The organism is Citrobacter sp. Cpo012, assembly GCF_030333015.1.
Lineage (GTDB): Bacteria > Pseudomonadota > Gammaproteobacteria > Enterobacterales > Enterobacteriaceae > Citrobacter > Citrobacter portucalensis.
Genome location: NZ_JAOWGR010000042.1, coordinates 1 through 24503 on the forward strand (window position 1 = coordinate 1; position 24503 = coordinate 24503).

Sequence of the window (24503 nt, forward strand, 5' to 3'; positions counted from 1 at the left end):
ATGGTGCATCCGGGAGGATTCGAACCTCCGACCGCTCGGTTCGTAGCCGAGTACTCTATCCAGCTGAGCTACGGATGCAAATGGCGGTGAGGCGGGGATTCGAACCCCGGATGCAGCTTTTGACCGCATACTCCCTTAGCAGGGGAGCGCCTTCAGCCTCTCGGCCACCTCACCAACACGCCTCTTGCGAGTGCTTCGAAGAACTTGTTTCTGCTCATCGTCGCTGCGTGGCGCACATATTACTTTCTGGGACTTATAAGTCAAACAATTTTTCCAGAGCTTTTATCGTTTGCACATTTCACGCGCAATTAGTCTGCAAAAACGGCAAAAAGAGTGTTTTATCAACAGATAAATTGGCAATTTCCTGAAGGAGTGAACAAACGGAAACTTCGCAGGAAAAGGCATTACGCGCAGTGGAATCGAAAAAATGGGGAAGACGAAGAAGAAAAGAGAAGAAAAAGAGTAACTCAATCAGGTTGCGCCTCACCAGAAAGGTGAGACGCGAAAACCTTAGTAACTGGACTGCTGGGATTTTTCAGCCTGGATACGCTGGTAGATCTCTTCACGATGGACAGAAACTTCTTTCGGGGCGTTTACGCCAATGCGCACCTGGTTGCCCTTCACCCCTAAAACTGTCACGGTGACCTCATCGCCTATCATGAGGGTCTCACCAACTCGACGAGTCAGAATCAGCATTCTTTGCTCCTTGAAAGATTAAAAGAGTCGGGTCTCTCTGTATCCCGGCATTATCCATCATATAACGCCAAAAAGTAAGCGATGACAAACACCTAAGTGTAAGCAGTCACGGCATCACATTCTGTTAAACCTAAGTTTAGCCGATATACACAACTTCAACCTGACTTTATCGTTGTCGATAGCGTTGATTCAAACGCTGCGGATTGAAGTCAGCAGCGTCGACTTACGCTTATAATTATTACAGTTTTGCGCTGACCCAGCCTTTCACACTGGCTAACGCTGCAGGCAGAGCCGCTGCATCCGTACCACCAGCTTGCGCCATGTCCGGACGACCGCCACCCTTACCGCCGACCTGCTGAGCGACCATTCCAACCAGTTCCCCTGCTTTCACGCGATCTGTCACGTCCTTAGACACACCCGCAATCAGAGAAACCTTACCTTCCACTACCGTTGCCAGAACGATAACGGTAGACCCCAGTTGATTTTTCAGATCATCAACCATGGTACGCAACATTTTCGGCTCAACGTCCGCGAGTTCGCTGACCAGCAGCTTCACGCCGTTGATATCAACCGCTTTGCTGGAAAGATTTGCACTCTCCTGCGCCGCAGCCTGTTCCTTCAATTGCTGCAATTCTTTTTCCAGTTGACGAGTACGCTCCAGCACGGAACGAACTTTGTCACCGATATTCTGGCTATCGCCTTTCAGCAACTGCGCAATATCGCTTAAGCGATCGCTCTCAGCATGCACGGTTTGGATAGCACCTTCACCGGTTACGGCTTCAATACGACGAACGCCTGCCGCAGTACCTGACTCGGACACAATGCGGAACAGACCGATATCACCCGTACGGCTGGCGTGAGTACCGCCACACAATTCGGTAGAGAAATCACCCATGCTCAGAACGCGCACATGGTCGTCATATTTCTCGCCAAACAGTGCCATTGCGCCTTTGGCTTTTGCCGCTTCGAGATCCATGATGTTCGTTTCAATCGGCAAGTTGCGACGGATTTGCGCGTTCACCAGATCTTCAACGGCACGGATTTCAGCAGACTTCATCGCTTCGGTATGAGAGAAGTCGAAGCGCAGCAGTTTATCGTTAACCAACGAGCCTTTCTGTGCCACATGTGTGCCCAGAACCTGGCGCAGCGCTGCGTGCATCAGATGCGTTGCGGAGTGGTTCAAACGAATACGCGCACGACGGGCTTCATCCACATCAGCCTGTACCGCATCACCAATTTTCAGAGAACCCGCAGACAGCTTGCCGATGTGACCAATGGCCTGGCCATATTTCTGCGTGTCGCTAACGGCAAACGCGAAGCCTGCGCCTTTCAGCTCACCCTTGTCGCCAACCTGACCACCAGATTCCGCATAGAACGGCGTCTGATCCAGTACGACAACGGCATCCTGACCTGCGTTAATTGCGTCTACCGCTTTACCATCAACAAACAGCGCGGTCACTTTGCCGTTCAGTTCCAGGTGCTCGTAGCCTTTAAATTCAGAGGCGCCATCAACGCGAATCATCGCATTGTAGTCTGCGCCGAAGCCGCTGGCTTCACGCGCACGACGGCGCTGTTCTTCCATTGCAGCTTCAAAGCCCGCTTCATCAACCTTAATGTTACGCTCGCGGCAAACGTCTGCCGTCAGGTCAACCGGGAAACCGTAGGTGTCATACAGACGGAATGCAGTTTCGCCATCCAGCGTATCGCCAGACAGTTTTGCCAGTTCTTCATCCAGCAGCGCCAGACCACGCTCCAGAGTACGCGCAAACTGCTCTTCTTCGGTTTTCAGAACCTGTTCAACCATAGCCTGCTGACGCTTCAGTTCTTCACCTGCAGAGCCCATGACGTCCACCAACGGACCAACCAGCTTGTAGAAGAAGGTATCCTTCGCGCCCAGCATGTTGCCATGACGTACCGCGCGACGAATGATACGGCGCAGCACATAGCCACGGTTTTCATTCGACGGCACAACGCCATCGGCAATCAGGAATGCACAGGAACGGATATGGTCGGCGATAACGCGCAGAGACTTGTTGCTCAGATCGGTTGCGCCAGTGACTTTCGCCACGGATTCGATCAATGAGCGGAACAGGTCGATTTCATAGTTGGAGTTAACGTGTTGCAGCACGGCCGCAATACGCTCCAGACCCATACCGGTATCCACGGACGGTTTCGGCAGCGGTTCCATGGTGCCGTCAGCCTGACGGTTGAACTGCATGAAGACGATGTTCCAGATCTCAATGTAGCGATCCCCATCTTCTTCTGCGCTTCCCGGAGGTCCACCCCAGATATGGTCGCCGTGGTCGTAGAAAATTTCGGTACATGGACCGCAAGGACCGGTATCACCCATCTGCCAGAAGTTGTCTGAAGCATAAGCCGCACCTTTGTTATCACCGATACGGATGATACGTTCGCGCGGAATACCGACTTCTTTTTCCCAGATTTCATAGGCTTCATCGTCAGTTTCATAGACGGTTACCCACAGACGCTCTTTTGGCAGGGCAAACCAGTTTTCACCAGTCAGCAGTTCCCATGCATATTGAATAGCGTCGTGTTTGAAGTAATCGCCGAAGCTGAAGTTGCCCAGCATTTCGAAGAAAGTGTGGTGACGTGCAGTGTAACCGACGTTTTCCAGGTCATTGTGCTTACCGCCCGCACGTACACAACGCTGCGAGGTGGTTGCGCGGGAATAATTACGCTTGTCGAGGCCAAGGAAAACATCCTTGAACTGGTTCATCCCGGCGTTGGTAAACAACAAAGTAGGGTCATTGTTCGGTACCAGGGAGCTGCTGGCAACTACCTGGTGTCCTTTACTATGGAAAAAATCGAGAAACGCCTGACGGATCTCAGCGGTGCTCTTGCTCATAATTATCCTGAAGAAATCAAGCTAACGAAATGTCATTACCAGCATCGGCATGCAAACTGCGCCTCTGGCAATCGAAAAGTGGGAATAAGATAAGTTTTCTTTACTGGGAAGTAAAATCCCGTATGCGGTCAATCGTCAAAATTTCGCCATATTGCCTGAATATCTTCCATCAGATAGCCGCGATAGAGCAAAAAACGCTGGACCTTTACTTTATCTGAAAAATCGACAGGTAAAGGTTCACCGTACTTCCGAATGGCCTGCTCGCGTGCAAGCACTGCCCAGTCAATTTCGCACTCACGCATGGCCCGCTCGATAGCTTCACGTGCGATCCCTTTTTGGTTTAATTCCTGGCGCACTCGGGCTGGTCCATAACCTTTGCGGCTACGGCTGGCGATAAACTGCTGCACGAAACGATCATCATCCAGATAACGACTTTCAATACACCAGGCGATGACCTTGTCGTAATCCTCCGGCGTGGCATCAATTTCTTCTGGTCCATTTTTCCCCATCACCGGAGCGGCCAGCTTGCGCCGCAGTTCCTGCTCGCTGTGGTCGCGCATCGCCAGAATGCGTACGGCGCGGTCAAGCAGCCGGGAATAAGCGGAACGGCGGGAAGTTGCTTCTGTCATAGTAAGCCTTCAGAAATGAAAAAGGGCTGCATGATATGCAGCCCTTTACTATATGTGATTCATAACATGCGATTCAAAACAGATTATCAGAAATCTTCGTTCGTTTCTTTTACGTCTTCGCCGCTGTCATCAACGGAGAAATCAGGCGTTGAATCCTGGTTATTGAGCAGTAACTCACGTAATTTCTTCTCAATTTCTTTCGCAGTTGCCGGGTTTTCTTTCAGCCAGTTGGTCGCATTCGCTTTACCCTGACCGATTTTCTCACCGTTGTAGCTGTACCATGCACCGGCTTTTTCAATCAGCTTCTCTTTCACGCCCAGGTCAACCAGTTCGCCGTAGAAGTTGATGCCTTCACCGTAAAGGATCTGGAATTCAGCCTGTTTGAACGGCGCTGCAATTTTGTTTTTCACAACCTTAACGCGGGTTTCGCTGCCGACCACGTTGTCGCCTTCTTTCACCGCGCCAATACGACGGATATCCAGACGAACAGACGCATAGAATTTCAGGGCGTTACCACCGGTGGTGGTTTCCGGGTTACCAAACATAACGCCAATCTTCATACGGATCTGGTTGATGAAAATCAGCAGCGTGTTGGACTGCTTCAGGTTACCGGCCAGCTTACGCATCGCCTGGCTCATCATACGCGCCGCAAGGCCCATGTGAGAGTCGCCAATCTCACCTTCGATTTCTGCCTTCGGCGTCAATGCGGCAACGGAGTCGACAACGATAACGTCAACCGCACCGGAGCGCGCCAGCGCATCACAGATTTCCAGCGCTTGTTCACCGGTATCCGGCTGAGAACACAGCAGGTTGTCGATATCAACGCCAAGCTTACGGGCATAGACCGGATCCAGCGCGTGTTCCGCATCGATAAATGCACAGGTTTTACCTTCACGCTGTGCAGCGGCAATAACCTGCAGGGTCAGCGTTGTTTTACCGGAGGATTCAGGCCCGTAGATTTCGACGATACGGCCCATTGGCAAACCGCCCGCGCCCAATGCGATATCCAGAGAAAGCGAACCAGTGGAGATAGTTTCCACATCCATGGAACGGTCTTCACCCAGGCGCATGATGGAGCCTTTACCGAATTGCTTTTCGATCTGACCCAGCGCTGCAGCCAACGCTTTCTGTTTGTTTTCGTCGATAGCCATTAATTACTCCTGTCATGCCGCTTTCGGGTTAAACCGCGAAACGTGATAGATAATGTTCTGTTGAGGCAATTATACTGTATGCTCATACAGTATCAAGTATTTTGTAGAAATTGTTGCCACAGGGTTTGTAACGCGTAGACGGTCGCCTGTCGACGTACCGCGTCGCGATCGCCGCTGAAGCATTCCCGACGCGTAATCCCCTCGCCGCTCGCGCTGGCAAAGGCGAACCATACGGTACCCACGGGCTTTTCTTCACTGCCGCCATCCGGCCCGGCAATACCGCTGATCGAGACCGCGAAATGCGCGCGGGCAGCTTTTAGCGCGCCAATCGCCATCTCCACCACTACAGGCTCGCTCACCGCCCCATGCTGGGCCAGCGTCTCTTCGCGCACGCCTATCATCTGTGCTTTGGCTTCGTTGCTGTAGGTCACAAACCCGCGTTCAAACCAGGCGGAGCTTCCGGCAATATCCGTAATCGCTTTGGCCACCCAGCCGCCGGTGCAGGACTCCGCCGTCGTAACGGTCGCCCCACGCGCTTTCAGCGCCAGGCCAACCTGCTCACTTAACTGCATCAGTTCACTGTCGGTCATTTCAGCCTCTGTCAGTTAAAAAATATGCCGGACAAGATAGCACTTTCATAACCAATGTGGGGATGGAGAGAACGTTTTACGAGGGGGATTCCAAAAATTGCTCCGTTGCATAAATAAGACCTACCGGATGACGATATCAGGGCATCTTATCCGGCCTACAAGAGATTTCTTCCTGTAGGCCGGTGGAGCGATTACTGCACGCGCGCCAGCGCGACCGCCTGACCCAACTGCCACACGGCCATCGCGTAGTGGGTACTGTGGTTGTAGCGGGTGATGGTGTAGAAGTTCGGCAATCCATACCAGTACTGATAGCCGGTACCAATATCCAGGCGCAGCAGGCTGGCCTGCTGATGATTACCCAACGACTGCTGTGGCGTCAGCCCCGCCGCAGCAAGCTGAGAAATGCTGTACTGGGTTTTAAAGCCGTTCGCCAGCCCAGGTGCCTGACCATTTGCCGGCACCGCGACCGTATCGCCTTTCACCCAGCCGTGGCCCTTGAAGTAATTCGCCACGCTACCGATGGCATCAACCGGATCCCACAGGTTAATGTGGCCATCGCCATTGAAATCAACGGCATATTGCTTATAGGAAGACGGCATAAACTGGCCGTAGCCCATCGCGCCGGCGAAAGAACCTTTCAAATCGAGCGGATCGTCGCTTTCATCTCGCGCCATCAGCAGGAAGGTTTCCAGTTCACCAGAGAAGTATTCCGCACGACGAGGATAGTTAAACGACAGCGTCGCCAGCGCATCCAGAATCCGCGTTTTACCCATCACGCGGCCCCAACGCGTTTCAACGCCGATAATGCCAACGATAATTTCCGGCGGAACACCATAGACCTGCCACGCGCGGTTCAGCGCATCTTCATATTGATTCCAGAAGGCTACGCCATTTTGCACGTTGTCAGGCGTGATGAACTGTTTGCGGTAGCGCAGCCATGCGCCGTTAGGACCGGCTGGCGGTTGAGTCGTCGGTGCCTGGCGGTCCATCAAACGCAATACCGAGTCCAGACGCTTGGCCTGCGACAGGATCTCCTGCAACTGCTGGCGGTCAAAGCCGTGCTTGTTCACCATTTTTTCGATGAACTGCTGCGCGTTCGGATTATTGGCAAAATCACCGCCCGTTTGCATGACGTTGTGCTGTGGCTCAAGCAGGAAGCCGCCGGATGGCGCACCCGTAGTCGTTTGAGTCTCTGAAGGTTTAGGTTTGCTGCTACAGGCAGCGAGCAGTACGAAAAGGGGGAGTAACGCTACATAACGACGCTTGAACATGAGACATCCATTAAACAAATTCAGCCTGGGAGAAGTATGGTAAAGCATCCTCCGCCATACAAGGAAGCGGTAGTCGCTCTCCTTCACAGAATTTACATCCCCTTTCATCTCTGACCTTCACATTTGCGAGCCTTCACGCAATAACTTTCAAATTAAAATATTTATCTTTCATTTTGAGATCAAAATAACACTTTTATATCTTTCGATCTGATTAAAATTAGCCACCGTTTGGCAAGATAACTAAAATCCCTACAGGAGAGAATAATGATCGACACCATCACACTCGGTGCTGAGTGGTTTATCGGGCTGTTCCAGAAAGGCGGAGAAGTGTTTACCGGTATGGTGACCGGTATTCTTCCCCTGCTGATTAGCCTGCTGGTCATCATGAATGCGCTGATTAACTTTATCGGCCAGCAGCGTATTGAACGTTTTGCTCAGCGCTGCGCTGGAAATCCACTGTCCCGCTATTTGCTGCTGCCGTGCATCGGCACATTTGTATTTTGTAACCCGATGACGCTGAGTCTGGGTCGCTTTATGCCAGAAAAATACAAGCCCAGCTACTACGCCGCCGCCTCTTACAGTTGCCATTCAATGAACGGCTTATTCCCGCACATCAACCCCGGCGAACTGTTTGTCTATCTGGGGATCGCCAGCGGCCTGACCACGCTGGGGCTTCCGCTTGGCCCACTGGCGGTGAGCTACCTGCTGGTCGGTTTGGTGACTAACTTCTTCCGCGGCTGGGTGACCGATTTCACCACCACTATCTTCGAGAAAAAAATGGGTATTCAACTTGAGCAGAAGGTGCATCTGGCGGGAGCAACATCATGACACGTATTCGTATTGAAAAAGGCACCGGCGGCTGGGGTGGCCCCCTTGAACTGGATGCCATTCCGGGCAAGAAAATTGTCTATATCACCGCAGGAACTCGCCCCGCAATAGTCGACAGGATAGCAAACCTGACCGGTTGGCAGGCAGTTGATGGCTTCAAAGAAGGCGAGCCGCCGGAGAACGAAATTGGTGTGGCGATCATCGACTGCGGCGGCACGCTGCGCTGTGGGATCTATCCCAAACGCCGTATACCGACGGTGAATATTCACGCTACGGGTAAATCCGGCCCGCTGGCTCAGTACATTGTCGAAGATATCTATGTCTCTGGCGTGAAAGAAGAAAACATCACGATTGTCGGCGAGGCATCCGCTGCGCCGCAACCTGCAAGCAGCACTATCGGTCGCGATTACGACACCAGTAAAAAGATTACCGAACAAAGCGACGGCCTGTTGGCAAAAGTGGGAATGGGCATGGGTTCAGCCGTTGCGGTCCTGTTCCAGTCCGGACGTGACACCATCGATACCGTCCTGAAAACTATTCTGCCATTTATGGCGTTCGTCTCGGCACTGATCGGCATCATTATGGCTTCGGGTCTGGGAGACTGGATTGCCCATGGACTCGCGCCGCTGGCCAGCCATCCATTGGGACTGGTTACTCTGGCGCTGATCTGCTCTTTCCCGCTGCTGTCGCCTTTCCTCGGCCCCGGTGCGGTTATCGCCCAGGTTATCGGCGTGCTGATCGGTGTACAGATTGGTCTGGGGAACATTCCTCCGCATCTGGCGCTACCTGCCCTGTTCGCCATTAACGCCCAGGCTGCATGTGACTTTATTCCGGTTGGGTTGTCGCTGGCCGAAGCGCGTCAGGATACTGTCCGCGTCGGCGTGCCATCCGTACTGGTGAGCCGTTTTCTGACCGGCGCACCTACCGTTCTCATCGCCTGGTTTGTTTCTGGCTTTATTTACCAATAAGGGGCATTCAAAAATGACCGTAATTTATCAAACCACCATTACCCGTATCGGCCAGAGCGCCCCGGATGCACTGTGCGACCAGATGCTGATTACCTTTCGTGAAGGCGCGCCAGCGGATATCGAAGAGTTTTGTTTCATCCATTGCCACGGGGACCTGAACGGCTCTTTACAAGCAGGGATCCAGTTTGAACTGGGCCAGCACCACTACCCGGTCACCGCCGTTGGCAGCGTGGCGGAACAAAACTTACGTGAACTCGGGCATATCACCCTGCGCTTTGACGGGCAGAGCGAAGCGGAATTCCCCGGCACTGTACACGTTGCGGGCCCCGTCCCGGACGGTATCACCCCGGGCTGTATTTTGAAGTTTGTTGCTTAAGATTGAAGGAGATAAAAATGAATCAGGTTGCCGTTGTCATTGGTGGAGGCCAGACCCTGGGGGCATTCCTTTGCCGTGGGCTTGCGACAGAAGGATACCGCGTCGCGGTGGTGGATATTCAAAGCGATAAAGCTGCCAACGTCGCGCAAGAAATTAACGCCGAGTTTGGCGAAGGTACCGCGTACGGTTTTGGCGCAGATGCCACCAGCGAACAGAGCGTGCTGGCGCTGTCGCGCGGAGTGGATGAAATATTCGGTCGTGTCGATCTGCTGGTTTACAGCGCGGGTATCGCTAAAGCCGCTTTTATCAGCGACTTTCAGCTTGGGGATTTCGACCGCTCGCTGCAGGTCAATCTGGTCGGCTACTTCCTCTGTGCTCGTGAATTTTCACGCCTGATGATCCGCGATGGCGTGCAGGGACGCATTATCCAGATCAACTCAAAATCAGGGAAAGTGGGCAGCAAACACAATTCAGGCTACAGCGCGGCAAAATTTGGTGGCGTGGGCTTAACTCAGTCGCTGGCGCTGGATCTGGCGGAGTACGGGATCACCGTACATTCGCTGATGCTCGGCAACCTACTGAAATCACCAATGTTTCAGTCGTTATTACCGCAATATGCGACCAAGCTGGGCCTTAAGCCAGATGAGGTGGAGCAGTACTACATTGATAAGGTTCCGCTTAAACGCGGCTGCGATTATCAGGACGTACTGAACATGCTGCTGTTTTACGCCAGTCCAAAAGCCTCTTACTGCACCGGGCAGTCCATCAACGTGACCGGCGGTCAGGTGATGTTTTAATGTTGAATTGCCGGATGGCGGCTGCGCTTATCCGGCAAAATCAAAGGAGTACATAATGGTTTCCGCACTGATTACCGTCGCCGCTATCGCTTGGTGCCTGCAACTGGCGCTTGGTGGCTGGCAAATATCCCGCTTTAACCGGGCGTTTGATCAACTCTGCCAGCAAGGTCGGGTTGGTGTTGGTCGCTCCGGTGGGCGTTTTAAACCGCGCGTGGTGGTAGCCATTGCGCTGGATGAGCAGCAACGGGTGACCGACACGTTATTTATGAAAGGTCTTACGGTATTCGCCCGACCAGGCAAAATTGCCACGATAATGGGCAAACATCTTGATGATTTACAGCCTGATGTGATCTTTCCCCATGATCCGTTATCACAGAATGCACTATCATTGGCGCTTAAACTGAAACATGGGTAATTTCGTTGTGAATGCTAATAGCTTGCGAAATTATCATTTTGCAACTTATTAAGTCAGGGTAATCACGCCTATGAAACCTCGTCAGCGTCAGGCTGCCATACTGGAGCATCTGCAAAAGCAGGGCAAATGCTCGGTTGAAGAACTGGCCCACTACTTTGACACGACCGGCACGACCATTCGCAAAGACCTGGTCATTCTGGAAAATGCCGGAACCGTCATTCGTACCTATGGCGGCGTGGTATTAAATAAAGACGAATCCGACCCGCCAATCGATCACAAAACGCTAATCAATACGCATAAAAAAGAGCAGATTGCCGAAGCCGCCGTCCGTTTTATACACGATGGCGACTCTATTATTCTGGATGCGGGTAGCACCGTACTGCAGATGGTGCCGATGCTCACGCGCTTTAGCAACATCACCGTCATGACCAACAGTCTGCACATTGTTAACGCCCTTTCGGAGCTGGACAACGAGCAAACTATCCTGATGCCCGGCGGGACCTTTCGCAAAAAATCTGCGTCATTTCACGGTCAGCTGGCAGAAAACGCCTTTGAGCAGTTCAGCTTTGATAAACTCTTCATGGGCACCGACGGCATTGACCTCAATGCCGGCGTGACCACCTTTAATGAGGTGTTTAGCGTCAGTAAAGCGATGTGCAATGCCGCTCGCGAAGTGATTCTGATGGCTGACTCGTCAAAATTTGGGCGCAAAAGCCCTAATGTTGTATGCAGTCTGGAAAGCGTCGACAAGCTGATTACCGATGCGGGCATCGACCCTGCGTTTCGTCAGGCGCTGGAAGCAAAAGGGATTGAAGTGATCATAACCGGAGAAACCAATGAGTGATGCACTACTGAACGCGGGCCGTCAGACGTTAATGCTGGAACTACAGGAAGCCAGCCGACTGCCAGAACGCCTGGGCGATGATTTTGTCCGCGCCGCTAATACGATTATCCACTGTGAAGGCAAAGTCATTGTCTCCGGTATTGGTAAATCAGGTCATATTGGCAAAAAAATTGCGGCGACCCTCGCTAGTACCGGCACGCCCGCCTTTTTTGTGCATCCGGCGGAAGCGCTGCACGGCGACTTAGGGATGATCGAAAGCCGTGATGTCATGCTGTTTATCTCCTACTCCGGCGGTGCGAAAGAGCTGGATCTCATCATCCCACGCCTGGAAGACAAATCCGTCGCACTGCTGGCAATGACCGGAAAACCGACCTCACCGTTGGGTCTGGCAGCCAAAGCCGTGCTGGATATTTCCGTTGAGCGCGAAGCCTGTCCGATGCGCCTGGCACCGACGTCCAGCACCGTAAATACGTTGATGATGGGCGACGCGCTGGCGATCGCCGTAATGCAGGCGCGCGGCTTTAACGAAGAAGATTTTGCCCGCTCACATCCGGCAGGTGCGCTGGGTGCTCGTCTGTTGAATAAAGTGCATCATCTGATGCGCCGCGACGATGCCATACCTCAGGTGAAGCTCACCACCAGCGTGATGGACGCGATGCTGGAACTCAGCCGCACGGGTCTTGGCCTGGTCGCGGTCTGCGACGACCACTCACTAGTGAAAGGGGTCTTTACCGACGGTGACCTGCGCCGCTGGCTGGTTGGCGGCGGAGCGCTCACCACCCAGGTTAGCGAAGCTATGACTCAGAATGGCATTACGCTACAGGCGCAGAGCCGCGCGATTGACGCCAAAGAGATCCTGATGAAGCGTAAAATCACTGCCGCACCGGTGGTCGATGAAAACGGCAAACTCACCGGTGCTATCAACCTGCAGGATTTCTATCAGGCCGGTATTATCTAATCCTTCAGACCCAGACGTTTCGCCAGCCGGTGCAGGTTGGCGACGTCTGTTTCCAGCGCCCGCGCGCTTGCCGCCCAACTGTGATTATTTTGCGCCAGTGCCCGGCGGATCATCTCCCGCTGGAACGACTCTGTTGCTTCACGCAGATTGTGATGTTGTGGGATCTCCGCAACAACTTCCGCCACCTGCGGAGCCGGACCTTCATCCTGCAAGGCAAAATGCTGCGCCTCCAGCACCACTTCATCCCCTGCCCTGGTAGCCCTGGCCAGAACAACCGCCCGGTGAATGGCATGCTCCAGCTCGCGCACGTTTCCGGGCCAGCCGTAATTCAGCAGATGGCTACGCGCGCCGGGGCTTAGCACCACGCGGGAAAGACCCAGCCGCAGTCGGCATTGCTCGCAAAAATAGCCGGCCAGCAGCACCACATCTTCGCCGCGCTCACGAAGAGGCGGTACAAAAAGGGGGAAGACGCTCAGACGGTGGAACAAATCTGCGCGGAAATTCCCGGCCAGCACCTCTTCGCGTAAATCACGGTTCGTCGCCGCCAGCACCCGCACATCCACGCGCAGGCTGCGATCGTCACCCACGCGCTGAATATCGCCGTACTGCAACACGCGCAGCAGCTTAGCCTGTAGCGCCAGCGAGAGTTCGCCTATCTCGTCGAGAAACAGCGTCCCATTGTCGGCCATTTCAAACTTACCGCTACGATTGCTGATAGCCCCGGTAAACGCGCCTTTTACGTGACCAAACAGCTCACTTTCGGCTACGGTTTCCGGCAACGCTGCACAGTTCAGATACACCAGTGGATTCACTGCGCGCGGCGAACCTTCATGGATAGCTTTAGCCACCAGCTCCTTCCCGGTCCCTGTTTCGCCGCTAATCAGCACATTGAGATCGGACCCCGCCACAATCTCAATTTCTTTTTTCAACTGCATCATATTGGGCGACAGGCCAATCATCTGGGTTTCCGTCACCTGCTCAAAGTTGGTTGACGAACCTGGCAGCATATTCTGGCTTTCCAGTTGTTCAATCAGCAGCGCATTGCTCAGCGCACCCGCCGCCAGCGCGGCAATCAGCCTAAGCTCCTCATCGCTGAAAACATCGAACTGATCGGGCTCCATGCCATCCAGGGTTAACGCACCAATCAAATTTTGACCGGCGAACAACGGCAGCCCAATACAGGCATGCACCTTCAGACTCTCCTGCCCCGGAATCAGACCATCATATGGGTCTGGCAAATCGCTGTCGGCAGGGAAACGAACCACGTCTCCGGCGCGGGCAATCGCCTCCAGACGCGGATGCCCTTCCAGAGTAAAGCGTCTGCCGAGAACATCCTGCGCCAGCCCATCGATCGCCAGCGGAATAAACTGTCGCGACTCGTAGCGCAGCAGTGCCGACGCGTCGCACTCCAGCACCTGACGCAAAGTGGTTATCAGACGTTGAAAACGGTCCTGATGTCCAATACCGCTTTGTAATTCAATGGCGATGCCCGCCAGCACGTCTACGGAAAAGCTCATGACTACCTCATTGTCATTTTGACAATTCATATTGTCATATTGACAATAAAATGAATAGTCATTTTGACTACCACTTAATAAGCAGGAAACAATAAAACCATTAAAATCAAAAAGATAAAAAGTTGGCACGCAACCTGCAATAAGCAAAACATCTTTTTAGAAAAACGCTGAATTAATTACTGAGGTTGCTATGTCTATTCTGGTTAAAAATAACATTCATTGGGTTGGCCAACGTGACTGGGAAGTTCGTGATTTCCACGGGACTGAATACAAAACGCTGCGCGGCAGCAGCTACAACAGCTATCTCATCCGTGAAGAAAAAAATGTCCTGATCGATACAGTAGACCATAAGTTTAGCCGTGAATTCGTACAGAACCTGCGCAGTGAAATTGACCTCGCGGATATCGACTACATCATCATTAACCACGCGGAAGAAGACCATGCAGGGGCGCTGACTGAGCTGATGTCCTGCATCCCGGACACGCCGATTTACTGCACAGCCAACGCCATTGACTCCATCAACGGGCATCACCATCACCCGGAGTGGAACTTTAACGTGGTGAAAACCGGTGATTCACTGGACATTGGTAACGGCAAACAGCTGATCTTCGTTGAAACGCCAATGCTGCACTGGCCTGACAGCATGATGACCTACATGACCGGCGACGCGGTGCTGTTCAGTAACGACGCCTTCGGTCAGCACTACTGCGACGAACGTCTGTTTAACGACGAAGTTGACCAGACCGAACTGTTCGAACAGTGCCAGCGTTACTACGCCAACATTCTGACGCCGTTCAGCCGTCTGGTTACACCGAAAATTACTGAGATCCTCGGCTTCAACCTGCCTGTCGATATGATTGCTACTTCCCACGGCGTGGTATGGCGCGACAACCCGACGCAAATCGTGGAAATGTACCTGAAATGGGCGGCGGATTATCAGGAAGACCGCATCACCATTTTCTACGACACCATGTCCAACAACACCCGCATGATGGCGGACGCCATAGCCCAGGGCATCAACGAAGTTGACCCGAACGTGGCAGTGAAAATCTTTAACGTCGCCCGTAGCGATAAGAACGAAGTTCTGACTAACGTCTTCCGCTCTAAAGGCGTGCTGGTCGGTACTTCGACGATGAACAACGTGATGATGCCAAAAATCGCCGGTTTGGTGGAAGAGATGACCGGCCTGCGTTTTCGTAACAAACGCGCCAGCGCCTTTGGCTCACACGGCTGGAGCGGCGGCGCAGTAGACCGTTTGTCTACGCGTTTGCAGGATGCTGGTTTCGAAATGTCGCTGAGCCTGAAGGCGAAATGGCGTCCGGACCTGGATGCACTGGAACTATGCCGCCAGCACGGCCGTGAAATCGCGCGTCAGTGGGCGCTTGCGCCACTGCCGGAAACAACCGTGAAGGCCGCATCCAAAGAAGAAGAATGCGCTTGCGCCGCTGCGGCTGCCGCCGATCTTGGCCCTAGCATGCAGTGCAGCGTGTGCCAGTGGATTTACGACCCGGCAAAAGGTGAACCGCTGCAGGATGTCGCGCCGGGAACACCGTGGAGCAACGTGCCGGATAACTTCCTGTGCCCGGAATGTTCATTAGGTAAAGACGTCTTCGACGTCCTGGCAACGGAGGCAAAATGAGCCGCGGAATTGTCATTATTGGTTCGGGCTTCGCCGCCCGCCAGTTAGTCAAAAATATCCGTAAACAGGATGCAAATGTCCCGCTGACCCTGATTGCTGCGGACAGCATGGATGAGTACAACAAGCCCGATCTCAGCCATGTTATCAGTCAGTCACAGCGTGCAGACGACCTCACCCGCCAGTCGGCGGGGGAGTTTGCCGAACAGTTTAATTTGCGTCTATTTCCGCACACCTGGGTAACCGACATCGATGCTGATGCCCACGTAGTGAAAAGCCAGGATCAGCAGTGGCAGTACGACAAACTGGTGCTGGCGACGGGCGCGTCAGCCTTTGTACCGCCGGTTACCGGACGTGAGTTAATGCTCACGTTGAACAGCCAACAAGAGTATCGCGCTTGTGAAACGCAGTTGCGTGACGCCCAGCGGGTGCTGATTGTCGGCGGCGGCTTGATTGGCAGTGAACTGGCGATGGATTTCTGTCGTGCCGGTAAAGCGGTAACGCTTATCGACAACGCTGCCAGCATTCTGGCTTCGCTGATGCCGCCGGAAGTCAGCAGTCGCTTACAGCATCGTCTGACCGATATGGGCGTACACCTGCTGTTGAAATCACAGCTTCAGGGGCTGGAAAAAACGGCGTCAGGTATTCGTGCCACGCTCGATCGTAGCCGCAGCGTAGAAGTCGATGCGGTGATCGCCGCCACCGGCTTACGCCCGGAGACCGCACTGGCGCGTCGTGCCGGATTGAACATCAATCGTGGCGTCTGCGTCGATAGCTACCTGCAAACCAGCCACCCGGACATTTATGCTCTCGGCGACTGTGCGGAGATTAACGGTCAGGTGCTCCCTTTCCTGCAGCCGATTCAGCTGAGCGCCATGTATCTGGCGAAAAACCTGCTCGGCGGCAATGCGCCATTGAAACTGCCAGCCATGCTGGTAAAAGTCAAAACGCCAGAACTGCCTCTGCATTTGGCCGGGGAAACCCAGCGCCGCGATCTAAACTGGCACATCGCCGCCGAAGCGCAGGGAATGGTTGCCAGAGGGATGAACGACGAAGGCCAGCTGTGTGCGTTTGTCGTCAGTGAAGACCGCATGAAAGAGGCCTTTGCGCTGCTGAAAACGTTGCCCGTGTAAGTCTGTGATGCCGGATGGTGCCGCTTCGCGTCTTATCCGGCCTGCGACTTTGCCCGGCAACGCTGCTACTGATTTATTAACCTCACGCACATGGATGTGCGTTGCCACTTGTCGGTATGCCCCGACATGTTTTTCTTGCCCCGCCAGTCCCGGGGCTTTTTTTATTTTTGCGCCAACGCTCGCGCTGCGGCAATCACGCCCTGCCCCAATGACAACCCGCCGTCGCCCGCCGGTAAACGCTGCGGGAACAGTAAGGTAAAACCACGCAGATAAAACGCCAGACGGGCCGACAATAAGCGGTTATGCATCACGCCACCGCTAAATACTAACGTCTTAATCCCGCGCGCTTCGGCCTGCATTCGCATCAGAGTGGCAAATCCACGCGCCAGCGCGTCGTGAAACGCCCACGCCCTTTCTGCTGGTTTGGCCTGCCAGTTCAGCCATTGCTGCCAAAAAACTGCTAAGTCCAGCTGATTGTCATCAAGCGGCACCGTGACTGGGTGATCAACGCCATCACATTGCGATGCCATCGCCTCAAGCGCACAGGCCGCTTCACCTTCATAACTCAATGATTCCGGTGCACATTGCAACGCGGCGGCAACGGCATCAAACAGTCGTCCGCACGATGACGCCAGCGGAGCGTTAATTCCCCGTTCAATAGCGCGCGCCAGCACGTTCCAGTTTTGATGTTGCAGCACCGATGTTTCCGGATAACGCTGCCAGTCAGGAACAAAACGCAGGCACTGCGCGAGCAGATTACGCCACGGCTGTTTTGCCGCCAGATCGCCGCCCGCCAGCGCTACCGCCGGTAAGCCGCCAAGGTATTCGCATTCACGATAGTTGACCCGCAAACACTCTCCACCCCACAGCGCGCCGTTTTCCCCCATACCGATACCGTCTAGCGTCAGGGCAATCACATCACCGCCATTGAGCGGCCAGCCGTGCTCCGCAAGACACGCAGCGGCATGCGCATGGTGATGCAGCACCGTTTCAGTTGGCAGCTCCATTTCACTGGCCCATTGGCTGGAAACATAGCCAGGGTGTGCATCATGCACGATACGCTGCGGCGTAAAGTCATAAATGTTCTGGATCAGGCGTAGCGCATCACGCCACTGTTGCTGAATGCCGTCATCGCTAAGATCGCCCAAATGCTGGCTGATAACCGCCTGTTCACCACGGACCAGACAGAAAGTATTTTTCAGATCCGCGCCTAAGCACAGCATCGGCGGCACGTCGCGAAATCCTGGTGGTAGTGCAACCGCATCCGGCACATAACCCCGGGAACGACGCAGCATTTCCCCACTGTCACGCACCACGGAGTCATCCATCCGCTGCACAATGTCGCGATTATGCAGCAGGAAACCGTCGGCAATGTCGTGTAAATCTTCCAGCGCCTGGGCGTTGGTAATGGCCGGAGGCCTGCCGCTGAGGTTGCCAGAGGTCATCACCAGCGGACAATTCATCTCTTGTAAGAGTAAATGCTGTAACGGATTCGCTGGCAACATGACGCCAACCTCCGTTAACCCTGGCGCAATACCCTCGCTCAATGCAGCGACATAGCGTTTCTGCACCAGCACGATCGGCGCAGCAGGGGTAGTCAGCAAACGACGAGCGGGTTCAGGCAATCCCTCATCAGAGGGCAGCATCACTGCCAGAGGTTTCGCCGGACGGTGTTTGCGCAGCCTGAGTAGCGCTACGGCGTTATCATTTCGCGCATCGCACACCAGATGAAACCCACCAATGCCTTTAACCGCCACAATACCGCCTGCTTTCAGCCGCGATACCGCCGCCTGCAGCGCCACTTCTTTCTCCGCTCGCTCACCCGCACAGAACCACTCCAGATGAGGGCCGCATGCCGGACAAGCCACTGGCTGGGCGTGGAATCGACGGTCGTACGGATCGCGATACTCTTTGTCACATTGCGCGCAGAGTGGGAATGACGCCATTACGGTAAACGGACGATCGTAGGGCATCGCGCGGATAATCGTAAAACGCGGACCACAGTGGGTGCAGTTGATAAAGGGGTATCGGTAACGACGTTCGCTGGGGGTGTTCATTTCAACAAGGCATTCGGGACAGGTCGCGGCGTCCGGAACGATTTGCGTATTCATCGTACCGCCAGCACTTTGACGAATCGAGAAATCGGCAGGCTGCTGCGTCCAGGCGAATGGTTCGCTCTCAACGCTGTCAATGCGCGCCAGCGGTGGGCAGTGTTGATGCAACTGCGCAATAAATTCCGCCGGATCTTCCTGTAAGCGCACAACCACACCGTCACCGTCGTTACACACATCGCCATGCAGTTGTAAGCGCTGCGCCAGTTGCCAGACGTAGGGGCGAAATCCGACGCCCTGTACTTTGCCGCGAATACGCAACTGTACGCCGGAGTGGTTGTTTATTGTCATTAAGTCGTTCCCGCAGTCATCTATCCCGGTTTGCCTGATGACGCTACGCTTATCAGGCCTACGTGGATGCGAACAGTAGGCCGGATAAGGCAAAGCCGCCATCCGGCATAAGTACTACCGTATTTTACGCGGATTTTCAGCCATCAGAACAGCAAAGATGCGGTGGAATCCAGCGCGGCGCGACGACGTTTTTCCGCGCTCAGTTGCTCAAGCTTATTGCGATCCACATATATCAGCGCGTGAGTCGGGCACACTTCCATACAGGCAGGACCGGCCTCACGATGGTGGCACAGGTCGCACTTATTGGCTTCAGCTTTTTCTGCGCGGACGTTCAGACCTGCGCCGCTGTTACGCACGACCGGACGCACGACCACTTCCATTGCGCCGTAAGGACAAGCCACAACGCAGGTTTTACAGCCAATGCAGCGTTCCTGCATTACGTGGACAAAACCTTTATCACGGCTGATCGCACCGTTCGGACAGACGTTAGCGCACGGCGCGTCTTCGCACTGGCGGCACAGCGTCGCCGTGGAGACATTAACGCCTTTGATGACGTGAATGCGGGGTAAAAAGGTTTCAGGGGTCAGCGATGCGCAATCCTGGTTATCCTGATGGGATACCACGCAGGCCACTTCACAGGTACGGCAACCAATGCATTTATTGGCGTCTGCAATGATGAAACGGTTCATCAATTTCTCCAGCAATGACAGAATATCTGCCGAAGCATACACAAATCGTGCCAGAATTTAATTTACTGTTATTAAATGAATTTTATTCTGAAGAACGCAAGAAGGGCGTGTCATCGTCACTAGTGACGATGACAAATGACAGCCGTCAGCGCGAAACGGGCGGCGCAACAGAGTCGCGCGCAATGAGTTCACCAGTGAAGGTCTTTGACGGCGTAAACACCCCGTCACCTAGCATAAAGATCAGGCGCCCAATCGTTTCCTGAATCATTTCTGTTACCGGAATTTTAACGCTGGAAAGCGCCGGAATAGTGTATGGCGCGAGGGCGATATCATCAAAGCCAATCACCGACACCTGTGCGGGAACGCTCACACCATGCTCGTGCAATTGCTTCATCGCGCCGATCGCCATATCGTCATTGCTGGCCACCAATGCGGTAAAATTGACCTTGCGCGAAAGCAAAGTATCCACACCCGCTGTGCCGCAGGCTGGCGTCCATTTCCCTTTAACAATCAGATCATTATTTAGCGCGATCCCATGATGTACCAGCGCGTCTTTATAGCCTGAAAGTCGCTCCACGCCGGTTGGCGAATCCATCGAGCCGGTAATAAAACCAATCTCTTTATGCCCGGCGGCAATGAGCTGAGTAACGGCGTTAAAGCTGGTCTGCTTTTGATCGCACCATACGCTATGGCTACTGTTTTTCCGCAGGCGTCGATTAAGCACCATAATAGGCTGGCTGTGGGCATCGATGATGTCATCTATCTCATCCACGCTGAGAAAACGCGGATATATCATAATCGCGTCACAGCGCAGGTCGAGCAGGTACTGGATCGCCTGGCGCTCTTCCTCAGCGCTATGCTTACCGTCAGCCAGTAACAGCTGGCGCCCTTTATCTTCCGCCATCCGCGCGGTATGAAACAGCAGTTCGCTGAAATAGACGCCGTGATAAAGGGTGTTTGTTACCACCAGACCCAGTGTCTGCGTGGTTTTCGCCGCGAGACTGCGCGCCAGCAAATTTGGGCGGTAACCACTCTCTTCAATGGCCTGAAACACGCGGTCTTTGGTTTCCTGGCTGACATAGCCGTTTCCGGAAAGCACCCGGGAAACCGTCGCTTTCGACACTCCGGCACGCTTCGCCACCTCCAGCATCGTGGTCATATTACTCATCCCTTTTCTCTCAATGTGACGCAGTGTACTGCACCGTTTTGCCGCTGTCCTTGCTGCTAAATCGCAGACGCTGACATCTGGTGATCGGAGTCACAATTACAAAAATTTATCAAAATTAAATCTTGATCAGTTAATACAATTTAAACATGATTTTGTGGAACCGGTTTCCTATCTGCGTTTCATCAACCCAGAAAAGCGATCCACGTAAACGGATAAAAAATAACGTACTCTACTGATAAAACAGGATTAAATCCGATGTCCAAGAATTATGCAGCGCTGGCGCGCTCCGTTGTGACGGCTCTGGGAGGCGTCGACAACATCACAGCAGTGACCCACTGTATGACCCGTTTGCGTTTCGTTATCAAAGATGACTCGCAGGTCGACAGCGCGACGCTGAAAACCCTCACTGGCGTGCTGGGCGTGGTGCGCAACGAGAACCAATGTCAGGTGATTATCGGCAACACCGTTTCGCAGGCGTATCGTGAAGTGGTCAGCCTGTTGCCTGCCAACATGCAGCCTGCTGAGCCGCAAATCAAACCCCGACTGACGCTGAAGCGGATTGGCGCGGGGATCCTTGATGCGCTGATCGGCACAATGTCGCCGTTGATCCCGGCGATTATCGGCGGATCAATGCTCAAGCTGCTGGCGATGGTTCTGGAAATGACCGGCGTGCTGGTGAAAGGATCGTCCACGCTCACCATTCTGACCGTCATTGGCGACGGTGCATTCTTCTTCCTGCCGCTGATGGTCGCCGCGTCGGCCGCTATCAAATTCAAAACCAACATGTCGCTGGCTATCGCCATCGCGGGCGTACTGGTGCATCCCAGCTTTATCGACCTGATGGCGAAGGCCGCGCAGGGTGAGCACGTTGAGTTTGCCCTGATCCCAGTGACGGCGGTGAAATACACCTACACGGTGATCCCGGCGCTGGTCATGACCTGGTGCTTGTCATACATCGAACGTTGGGTCGATCGTATAACTCCGGCGGTGACCAAAAACTTCCTCAAACCGATGCTGATCGTGCTGATCGCCGCCCCGCTCGCCATCGTCATCATTGGCCCGATCGGTATCTGGATCGGTAGCGCGATTTCAGCGCTGGTCTATACCATCCACGGCTATCTCGGCTGGCTGTCAGTGGCCATTATGGGCGCGCTGTGGCCGCTGCTGGTAATGACCGGTATGCACCGTGTCTTTACGCCAACCATTATTCAGACCATTGCCGAAACCGGAAAAGAAGGCATGGTGATGCCATCGGAAATTGGCGCCAATTTGTCGTTAGGTGGTTCATCGCTGGCAGTGGCATGGAAAACCAAAAACCCGGAGCTGCGCCAGACGGCGTTAGCCGCCGCCGCCTCAGCCATCATGGCGGGCATTTCCGAACCCGCGCTGTATGGCGTGGCAATCCGCCTGAAACGTCCGCTGATTGCGAGCCTTATCAGCGGTTTTATCTGCGGTGCTGTTGCTGGAATGGCCGGGCTTGCAAGCCACTCCATGGCGGCTCCAGGTCTGTTCACCAGCGTCCAGTTTTTCGATCCGGCCAATCCGATGACCATCGTTTGGGTATTTGGCGTGATGGCGCTGGCGGTAGTGCTTTCTTTTGTACTAACGCTGATTCTCGGCTTTGAAGATATTCCTGTCGAAGATGCAGCCGCGCAGGCCAGAAAAAACCAGGCCGCACAACCGGGCAATATCAATGGAGCCAGCATTTGACTGGTACGAACTGAGGTTAATTATGTCTGTTTTTCCGCAAGGATTTTTATGGGGCGGCGCACTGGCCGCCAACCAATCTGAAGGGGCATACCGGGAAGGCGGCAAAGGGCTGACTACCGTCGATATGATCCCCCACGGCACACACCGCATGCCCGTCAAACTGGGTCAGGAAAAGCGCTTTACGCTGCGGGATGACGAATTTTATCCCAGCCATCAGGCGATCGACTTTTATCATCGCTATAAAGAAGATATCGCGCTAATGGCGGAAATGGGGTTTACGGTTTTTCGTACTTCCATTGCCTGGAGCCGCCTCTACCCTAACGGCGACGAGCTGACGCCGAATGAAGACGGAATCGCGTTTTATCGGGCCGTGTTTGCCGAGTGTAAAAAATACGGTATTGAGCCATTAGTCACGCTGTGTCACTTCGATGTGCCTATGCATCTGGTCACCGAGTACGGCTCCTGGCGTAACCGCAAAATGGTGGAGTTCTTTACCCGCTACGCCCGTACCTGCTTCGGGGCCTTTGACGGTCTGGTGAAGTACTGGCTGACGTTCAACGAAATCAACATCATGCTGCACAGCCCCTTTTCAGGCGCCGGGCTGGTATTTGAAGAAGGTGAAAATCAGGATCAGGTAAAATATCAGTCCGCTCACCACGAACTGATAGCCAGCGCCCTGGCGACTAAAATAGCCCATGAAATTAATCCGCAAAACCAGGTCGGTTGTATGCTGGCTGGCGGTAATTTTTATCCTTACTCGTGTAAGCCGGAAGATGTGTGGACCGCACTGGAAAAAGACCGTGAAAACCTGTTCTTTATTGATGTGCAGGCGCGCGGGGCCTACCCGGCTTACTCTGCCCGCGTGTTTCGCGAAAAAGGCGTGGTAATCAAAAAAGCCCCGGAAGACGACGACATCCTGAAAAACACCGTCGATTTCGTCTCTTTCAGCTATTACGCATCGCGCTGCGCCTCCGCTGAAATGAACACGGGCAATACCAGCGCTGCCAACGTGGTGAAGTCGCTGCGTAATCCGTACATTCCCGCCAGTGAATGGGGCTGGGGCATCGATCCGCTCGGCCTGCGCATCACCATGAATATGATGTATGACCGCTACCAGAAGCCGCTGTTTCTGGTGGAAAACGGGCTGGGAGCGAAAGATGAAATTGATGCTAACGGTGAGATCAATGACGACTATCGCATCAGCTATTTACGCGAACATATTCGCGCCATGGCAGACGCGATTGAAGATGGCGTGCCGCTGATGGGTTACACCTCCTGGGGCTGTATCGATCTGGTTTCAGCCTCAACCGGTGAGATGAGCAAACGCTACGGTTTTGTATATGTGGACCGCGATGACGCGGGCAACGGCACGCTGGCACGTACACGCAAGAAATCATTCTGGTGGTACAAAAAAGTCATCGCCAGTAACGGTGCCGATCTGGCATGACGGATCTGCCGGAGGGGGTTACAGCCTTCCGGCAGAAGTACATATTTTCATTTCATTTATTACATTCCGGATTTGGAATCGTCCTTCCAGTTTCAGGTTTGCCCTCCCCTTTTTTTACTGGCATTTTATTCAGTAGTTTTTAATCCTGGCCGTTCACCACAAGGAAGCGTGCATGTTTGATAAAAAGGGCAAAACAGCGGTGGCAATCACCAAACCAGTACGTCGCTTGAAAGTCAGCTATGTCAGAAAACGCCATGAAGATCCAAAAACGGGTTATACGCGACGAATCAGTCGTCACGCCTCACTCACGCTGAACGGCGACTGGCTGGAACAAGCTGGATTTCCGACCGGTACGGCAGTGAATGTATCAGTGATGCAGGGGAAATTAATTATTGAGCAGGCAATTGAATGA

Annotated in this window: 22 protein-coding genes and 2 tRNA genes; 12 read left to right on the forward strand and 12 right to left on the reverse strand. The window is 53.7% G+C overall.

Annotation, left to right across the window (positions count from 1 at the left end):
* Position 1: 1 nt before the first annotated feature.
* The 8 genes from OGX90_RS18300 to mltB form a co-directional block, all read right to left on the reverse strand.
* Positions 2-78, reverse strand: a tRNA-Arg gene (locus OGX90_RS18300).
* 3 nt (positions 79-81) lie between these two features.
* A tRNA-Ser gene (locus OGX90_RS18305) sits at positions 82-174 on the reverse strand.
* A 336-nt stretch (positions 175-510) separates the two neighbouring features.
* Entirely contained in the window at positions 511-696 is a 186-nt protein-coding gene (csrA, locus tag OGX90_RS18310) for a carbon storage regulator CsrA (RefSeq protein ID WP_000906486.1), read from the reverse strand.
* A 238-nt stretch (positions 697-934) separates the two neighbouring features.
* On the reverse strand, positions 935-3562 hold the full coding sequence (gene alaS, locus OGX90_RS18315; protein ID WP_234096568.1) for an alanine--tRNA ligase: 2628 nt from the start codon (positions 3560-3562) through the stop codon (positions 935-937).
* Between the two features lie 128 nt (positions 3563-3690).
* Positions 3691-4191 carry a recombination regulator RecX gene (recX, locus tag OGX90_RS18320; RefSeq protein ID WP_048225248.1) on the reverse strand — a complete coding sequence of 167 codons (501 nt, stop codon included), beginning with the start codon at positions 4189-4191 and terminating at the stop codon, positions 3691-3693.
* Between the two features lie 86 nt (positions 4192-4277).
* Complete coding sequence (gene recA / locus OGX90_RS18325) at positions 4278-5342, reverse strand: recombinase RecA (RefSeq protein WP_003037330.1); 1065 nt, start codon at positions 5340-5342, stop codon at positions 4278-4280.
* 92 nt (positions 5343-5434) lie between these two features.
* Complete coding sequence (gene pncC / locus OGX90_RS18330; protein WP_048225249.1) at positions 5435-5932, reverse strand: nicotinamide-nucleotide amidase; 498 nt, start codon at positions 5930-5932, stop codon at positions 5435-5437.
* A 191-nt stretch (positions 5933-6123) separates the two neighbouring features.
* Positions 6124-7203: a lytic murein transglycosylase B gene (mltB, locus tag OGX90_RS18335; protein WP_003037336.1), complete on the reverse strand. Its 1080-nt coding sequence runs from the start codon at positions 7201-7203 to the stop codon at positions 6124-6126.
* A 264-nt stretch (positions 7204-7467) separates the two neighbouring features.
* On the opposite strand from mltB, the gene srlA reads away from it, so the two are divergent.
* The 7 genes from srlA (at position 7468) to gutQ (ending at position 12389) form a co-directional block, all read left to right on the forward strand.
* Entirely contained in the window at positions 7468-8031 is a 564-nt protein-coding gene (srlA, locus tag OGX90_RS18340; protein ID WP_003037339.1) for a PTS glucitol/sorbitol transporter subunit IIC, read from the forward strand.
* Positions 8028-8999 carry a PTS glucitol/sorbitol transporter subunit IIB gene (gene srlE / locus OGX90_RS18345; protein WP_071445668.1) on the forward strand — a complete coding sequence of 324 codons (972 nt, stop codon included), beginning with the start codon at positions 8028-8030 and terminating at the stop codon, positions 8997-8999. Before srlA ends, srlE begins: the two co-directional genes overlap by 4 nt.
* Positions 9000-9012: 13 nt before the next feature.
* On the forward strand, positions 9013-9375 hold the full coding sequence (gene srlB, locus OGX90_RS18350) for a PTS glucitol/sorbitol transporter subunit IIA (RefSeq protein ID WP_008785621.1): 363 nt from the start codon (positions 9013-9015) through the stop codon (positions 9373-9375).
* Positions 9376-9392: 17 nt separating this feature from the next.
* The gene (gene srlD / locus OGX90_RS18355; protein WP_003037345.1) at positions 9393-10172 is read left to right on the forward strand and encodes a sorbitol-6-phosphate dehydrogenase; all 780 of its coding nucleotides are present in this window, start codon (positions 9393-9395) and stop codon (positions 10170-10172) included.
* A 55-nt stretch (positions 10173-10227) separates the two neighbouring features.
* Positions 10228-10587 carry a transcriptional regulator GutM gene (gene gutM, locus OGX90_RS18360; RefSeq protein WP_008785622.1) on the forward strand — a complete coding sequence of 120 codons (360 nt, stop codon included), beginning with the start codon at positions 10228-10230 and terminating at the stop codon, positions 10585-10587.
* A gap of 70 nt (positions 10588-10657) precedes the next feature.
* On the forward strand, positions 10658-11431 hold the full coding sequence (srlR, locus tag OGX90_RS18365) for a glucitol operon DNA-binding transcriptional repressor SrlR (protein ID WP_003037350.1): 774 nt from the start codon (positions 10658-10660) through the stop codon (positions 11429-11431).
* A complete protein-coding gene (gutQ, locus tag OGX90_RS18370) occupies positions 11424-12389 on the forward strand; it encodes an arabinose-5-phosphate isomerase GutQ (RefSeq protein WP_286624452.1) in 966 nt (321 codons plus the stop codon). The genes srlR and gutQ overlap by 8 nt, the downstream gene beginning before the upstream one ends.
* On the opposite strand, the gene norR is transcribed toward gutQ, so the two are convergent.
* A complete protein-coding gene (norR, locus tag OGX90_RS18375) occupies positions 12386-13906 on the reverse strand; it encodes a nitric oxide reductase transcriptional regulator NorR (RefSeq protein WP_079934229.1) in 1521 nt (506 codons plus the stop codon). The genes gutQ and norR overlap by 4 nt on opposite strands.
* A 190-nt stretch (positions 13907-14096) precedes the next feature.
* On the opposite strand from norR, the gene norV reads away from it, so the two are divergent.
* Both norV and norW read left to right on the forward strand, forming a co-directional pair.
* On the forward strand, positions 14097-15545 hold the full coding sequence (norV, locus tag OGX90_RS18380; RefSeq protein WP_234096567.1) for an anaerobic nitric oxide reductase flavorubredoxin: 1449 nt from the start codon (positions 14097-14099) through the stop codon (positions 15543-15545).
* Entirely contained in the window at positions 15542-16675 is a 1134-nt protein-coding gene (gene norW / locus OGX90_RS18385; RefSeq protein WP_048215690.1) for an NADH:flavorubredoxin reductase NorW, read from the forward strand. The genes norV and norW overlap by 4 nt, the downstream gene beginning before the upstream one ends.
* A gap of 161 nt (positions 16676-16836) precedes the next feature.
* On the opposite strand, the gene hypF is transcribed toward norW, so the two are convergent.
* From hypF to OGX90_RS18400, 3 genes are all read right to left on the reverse strand, one after another.
* Positions 16837-19077, reverse strand: a complete 2241-nt coding sequence (gene hypF, locus OGX90_RS18390) for a carbamoyltransferase HypF (RefSeq protein ID WP_234692887.1) — start codon at positions 19075-19077, stop codon at positions 16837-16839.
* 143 nt (positions 19078-19220) lie between these two features.
* Entirely contained in the window at positions 19221-19766 is a 546-nt protein-coding gene (gene hydN / locus OGX90_RS18395) for an electron transport protein HydN (RefSeq protein WP_003037366.1), read from the reverse strand.
* A gap of 145 nt (positions 19767-19911) precedes the next feature.
* Positions 19912-20925, reverse strand: a complete 1014-nt coding sequence (locus tag OGX90_RS18400; RefSeq protein WP_286624458.1) for a LacI family DNA-binding transcriptional regulator — start codon at positions 20923-20925, stop codon at positions 19912-19914.
* 264 nt (positions 20926-21189) lie between these two features.
* Between OGX90_RS18400 and ascF the strand changes: the two genes are divergently transcribed.
* The 3 genes from ascF (at position 21190) to OGX90_RS18415 (ending at position 24503) form a co-directional block, all read left to right on the forward strand.
* Positions 21190-22644 carry a PTS cellobiose/arbutin/salicin transporter subunit IIBC gene (ascF, locus tag OGX90_RS18405; protein WP_032944740.1) on the forward strand — a complete coding sequence of 485 codons (1455 nt, stop codon included), beginning with the start codon at positions 21190-21192 and terminating at the stop codon, positions 22642-22644.
* Positions 22645-22666: 22 nt separating this feature from the next.
* The gene (locus tag OGX90_RS18410) at positions 22667-24091 is read left to right on the forward strand and encodes a 6-phospho-beta-glucosidase (protein ID WP_286624460.1); all 1425 of its coding nucleotides are present in this window, start codon (positions 22667-22669) and stop codon (positions 24089-24091) included.
* Between the two features lie 172 nt (positions 24092-24263).
* On the forward strand, positions 24264-24503 hold the full coding sequence (locus OGX90_RS18415; RefSeq protein ID WP_008785630.1) for a SymE family type I addiction module toxin: 240 nt from the start codon (positions 24264-24266) through the stop codon (positions 24501-24503).

What these genes read in the sequence shown, in the direction of transcription:
- norW (WP_048215690.1), top strand. Translation starts at nt 15,542, where the DNA reads ATGAGCCGCGGAATTGTCATTATTGGTTCGGGCTTCGCCGCCCGCCAG.
- norV (WP_234096567.1), top strand. Translation starts at nt 14,097, where the DNA reads ATGTCTATTCTGGTTAAAAATAACATTCATTGGGTTGGCCAACGTGAC.
- mltB (WP_003037336.1), bottom strand. Translation starts at nt 7,203, where the DNA reads ATGTTCAAGCGTCGTTATGTAGCGTTACTCCCCCTTTTCGTACTGCTC.
- hypF (WP_234692887.1), bottom strand. Translation starts at nt 19,077, where the DNA reads ATGACAATAAACAACCACTCCGGCGTACAGTTGCGTATTCGCGGCAAA.
- srlD (WP_003037345.1), top strand. Translation starts at nt 9,393, where the DNA reads ATGAATCAGGTTGCCGTTGTCATTGGTGGAGGCCAGACCCTGGGGGCA.
- hydN (WP_003037366.1), bottom strand. Translation starts at nt 19,766, where the DNA reads ATGAACCGTTTCATCATTGCAGACGCCAATAAATGCATTGGTTGCCGT.
- srlA (WP_003037339.1), top strand. Translation starts at nt 7,468, where the DNA reads ATGATCGACACCATCACACTCGGTGCTGAGTGGTTTATCGGGCTGTTC.
- srlE (WP_071445668.1), top strand. Translation starts at nt 8,028, where the DNA reads ATGACACGTATTCGTATTGAAAAAGGCACCGGCGGCTGGGGTGGCCCC.
- norR (WP_079934229.1), bottom strand. Translation starts at nt 13,906, where the DNA reads ATGAGCTTTTCCGTAGACGTGCTGGCGGGCATCGCCATTGAATTACAA.
- OGX90_RS18415 (WP_008785630.1), top strand. Translation starts at nt 24,264, where the DNA reads ATGTTTGATAAAAAGGGCAAAACAGCGGTGGCAATCACCAAACCAGTA.
- pncC (WP_048225249.1), bottom strand. Translation starts at nt 5,932, where the DNA reads ATGACCGACAGTGAACTGATGCAGTTAAGTGAGCAGGTTGGCCTGGCG.
- recA (WP_003037330.1), bottom strand. Translation starts at nt 5,342, where the DNA reads ATGGCTATCGACGAAAACAAACAGAAAGCGTTGGCTGCAGCGCTGGGT.
- csrA (WP_000906486.1), bottom strand. Translation starts at nt 696, where the DNA reads ATGCTGATTCTGACTCGTCGAGTTGGTGAGACCCTCATGATAGGCGAT.
- OGX90_RS18400 (WP_286624458.1), bottom strand. Translation starts at nt 20,925, where the DNA reads ATGACCACGATGCTGGAGGTGGCGAAGCGTGCCGGAGTGTCGAAAGCG.
- srlR (WP_003037350.1), top strand. Translation starts at nt 10,658, where the DNA reads ATGAAACCTCGTCAGCGTCAGGCTGCCATACTGGAGCATCTGCAAAAG.
- srlB (WP_008785621.1), top strand. Translation starts at nt 9,013, where the DNA reads ATGACCGTAATTTATCAAACCACCATTACCCGTATCGGCCAGAGCGCC.
- OGX90_RS18410 (WP_286624460.1), top strand. Translation starts at nt 22,667, where the DNA reads ATGTCTGTTTTTCCGCAAGGATTTTTATGGGGCGGCGCACTGGCCGCC.
- gutQ (WP_286624452.1), top strand. Translation starts at nt 11,424, where the DNA reads ATGAGTGATGCACTACTGAACGCGGGCCGTCAGACGTTAATGCTGGAA.
- alaS (WP_234096568.1), bottom strand. Translation starts at nt 3,562, where the DNA reads ATGAGCAAGAGCACCGCTGAGATCCGTCAGGCGTTTCTCGATTTTTTC.
- gutM (WP_008785622.1), top strand. Translation starts at nt 10,228, where the DNA reads ATGGTTTCCGCACTGATTACCGTCGCCGCTATCGCTTGGTGCCTGCAA.
- ascF (WP_032944740.1), top strand. Translation starts at nt 21,190, where the DNA reads ATGTCCAAGAATTATGCAGCGCTGGCGCGCTCCGTTGTGACGGCTCTG.
- recX (WP_048225248.1), bottom strand. Translation starts at nt 4,191, where the DNA reads ATGACAGAAGCAACTTCCCGCCGTTCCGCTTATTCCCGGCTGCTTGAC.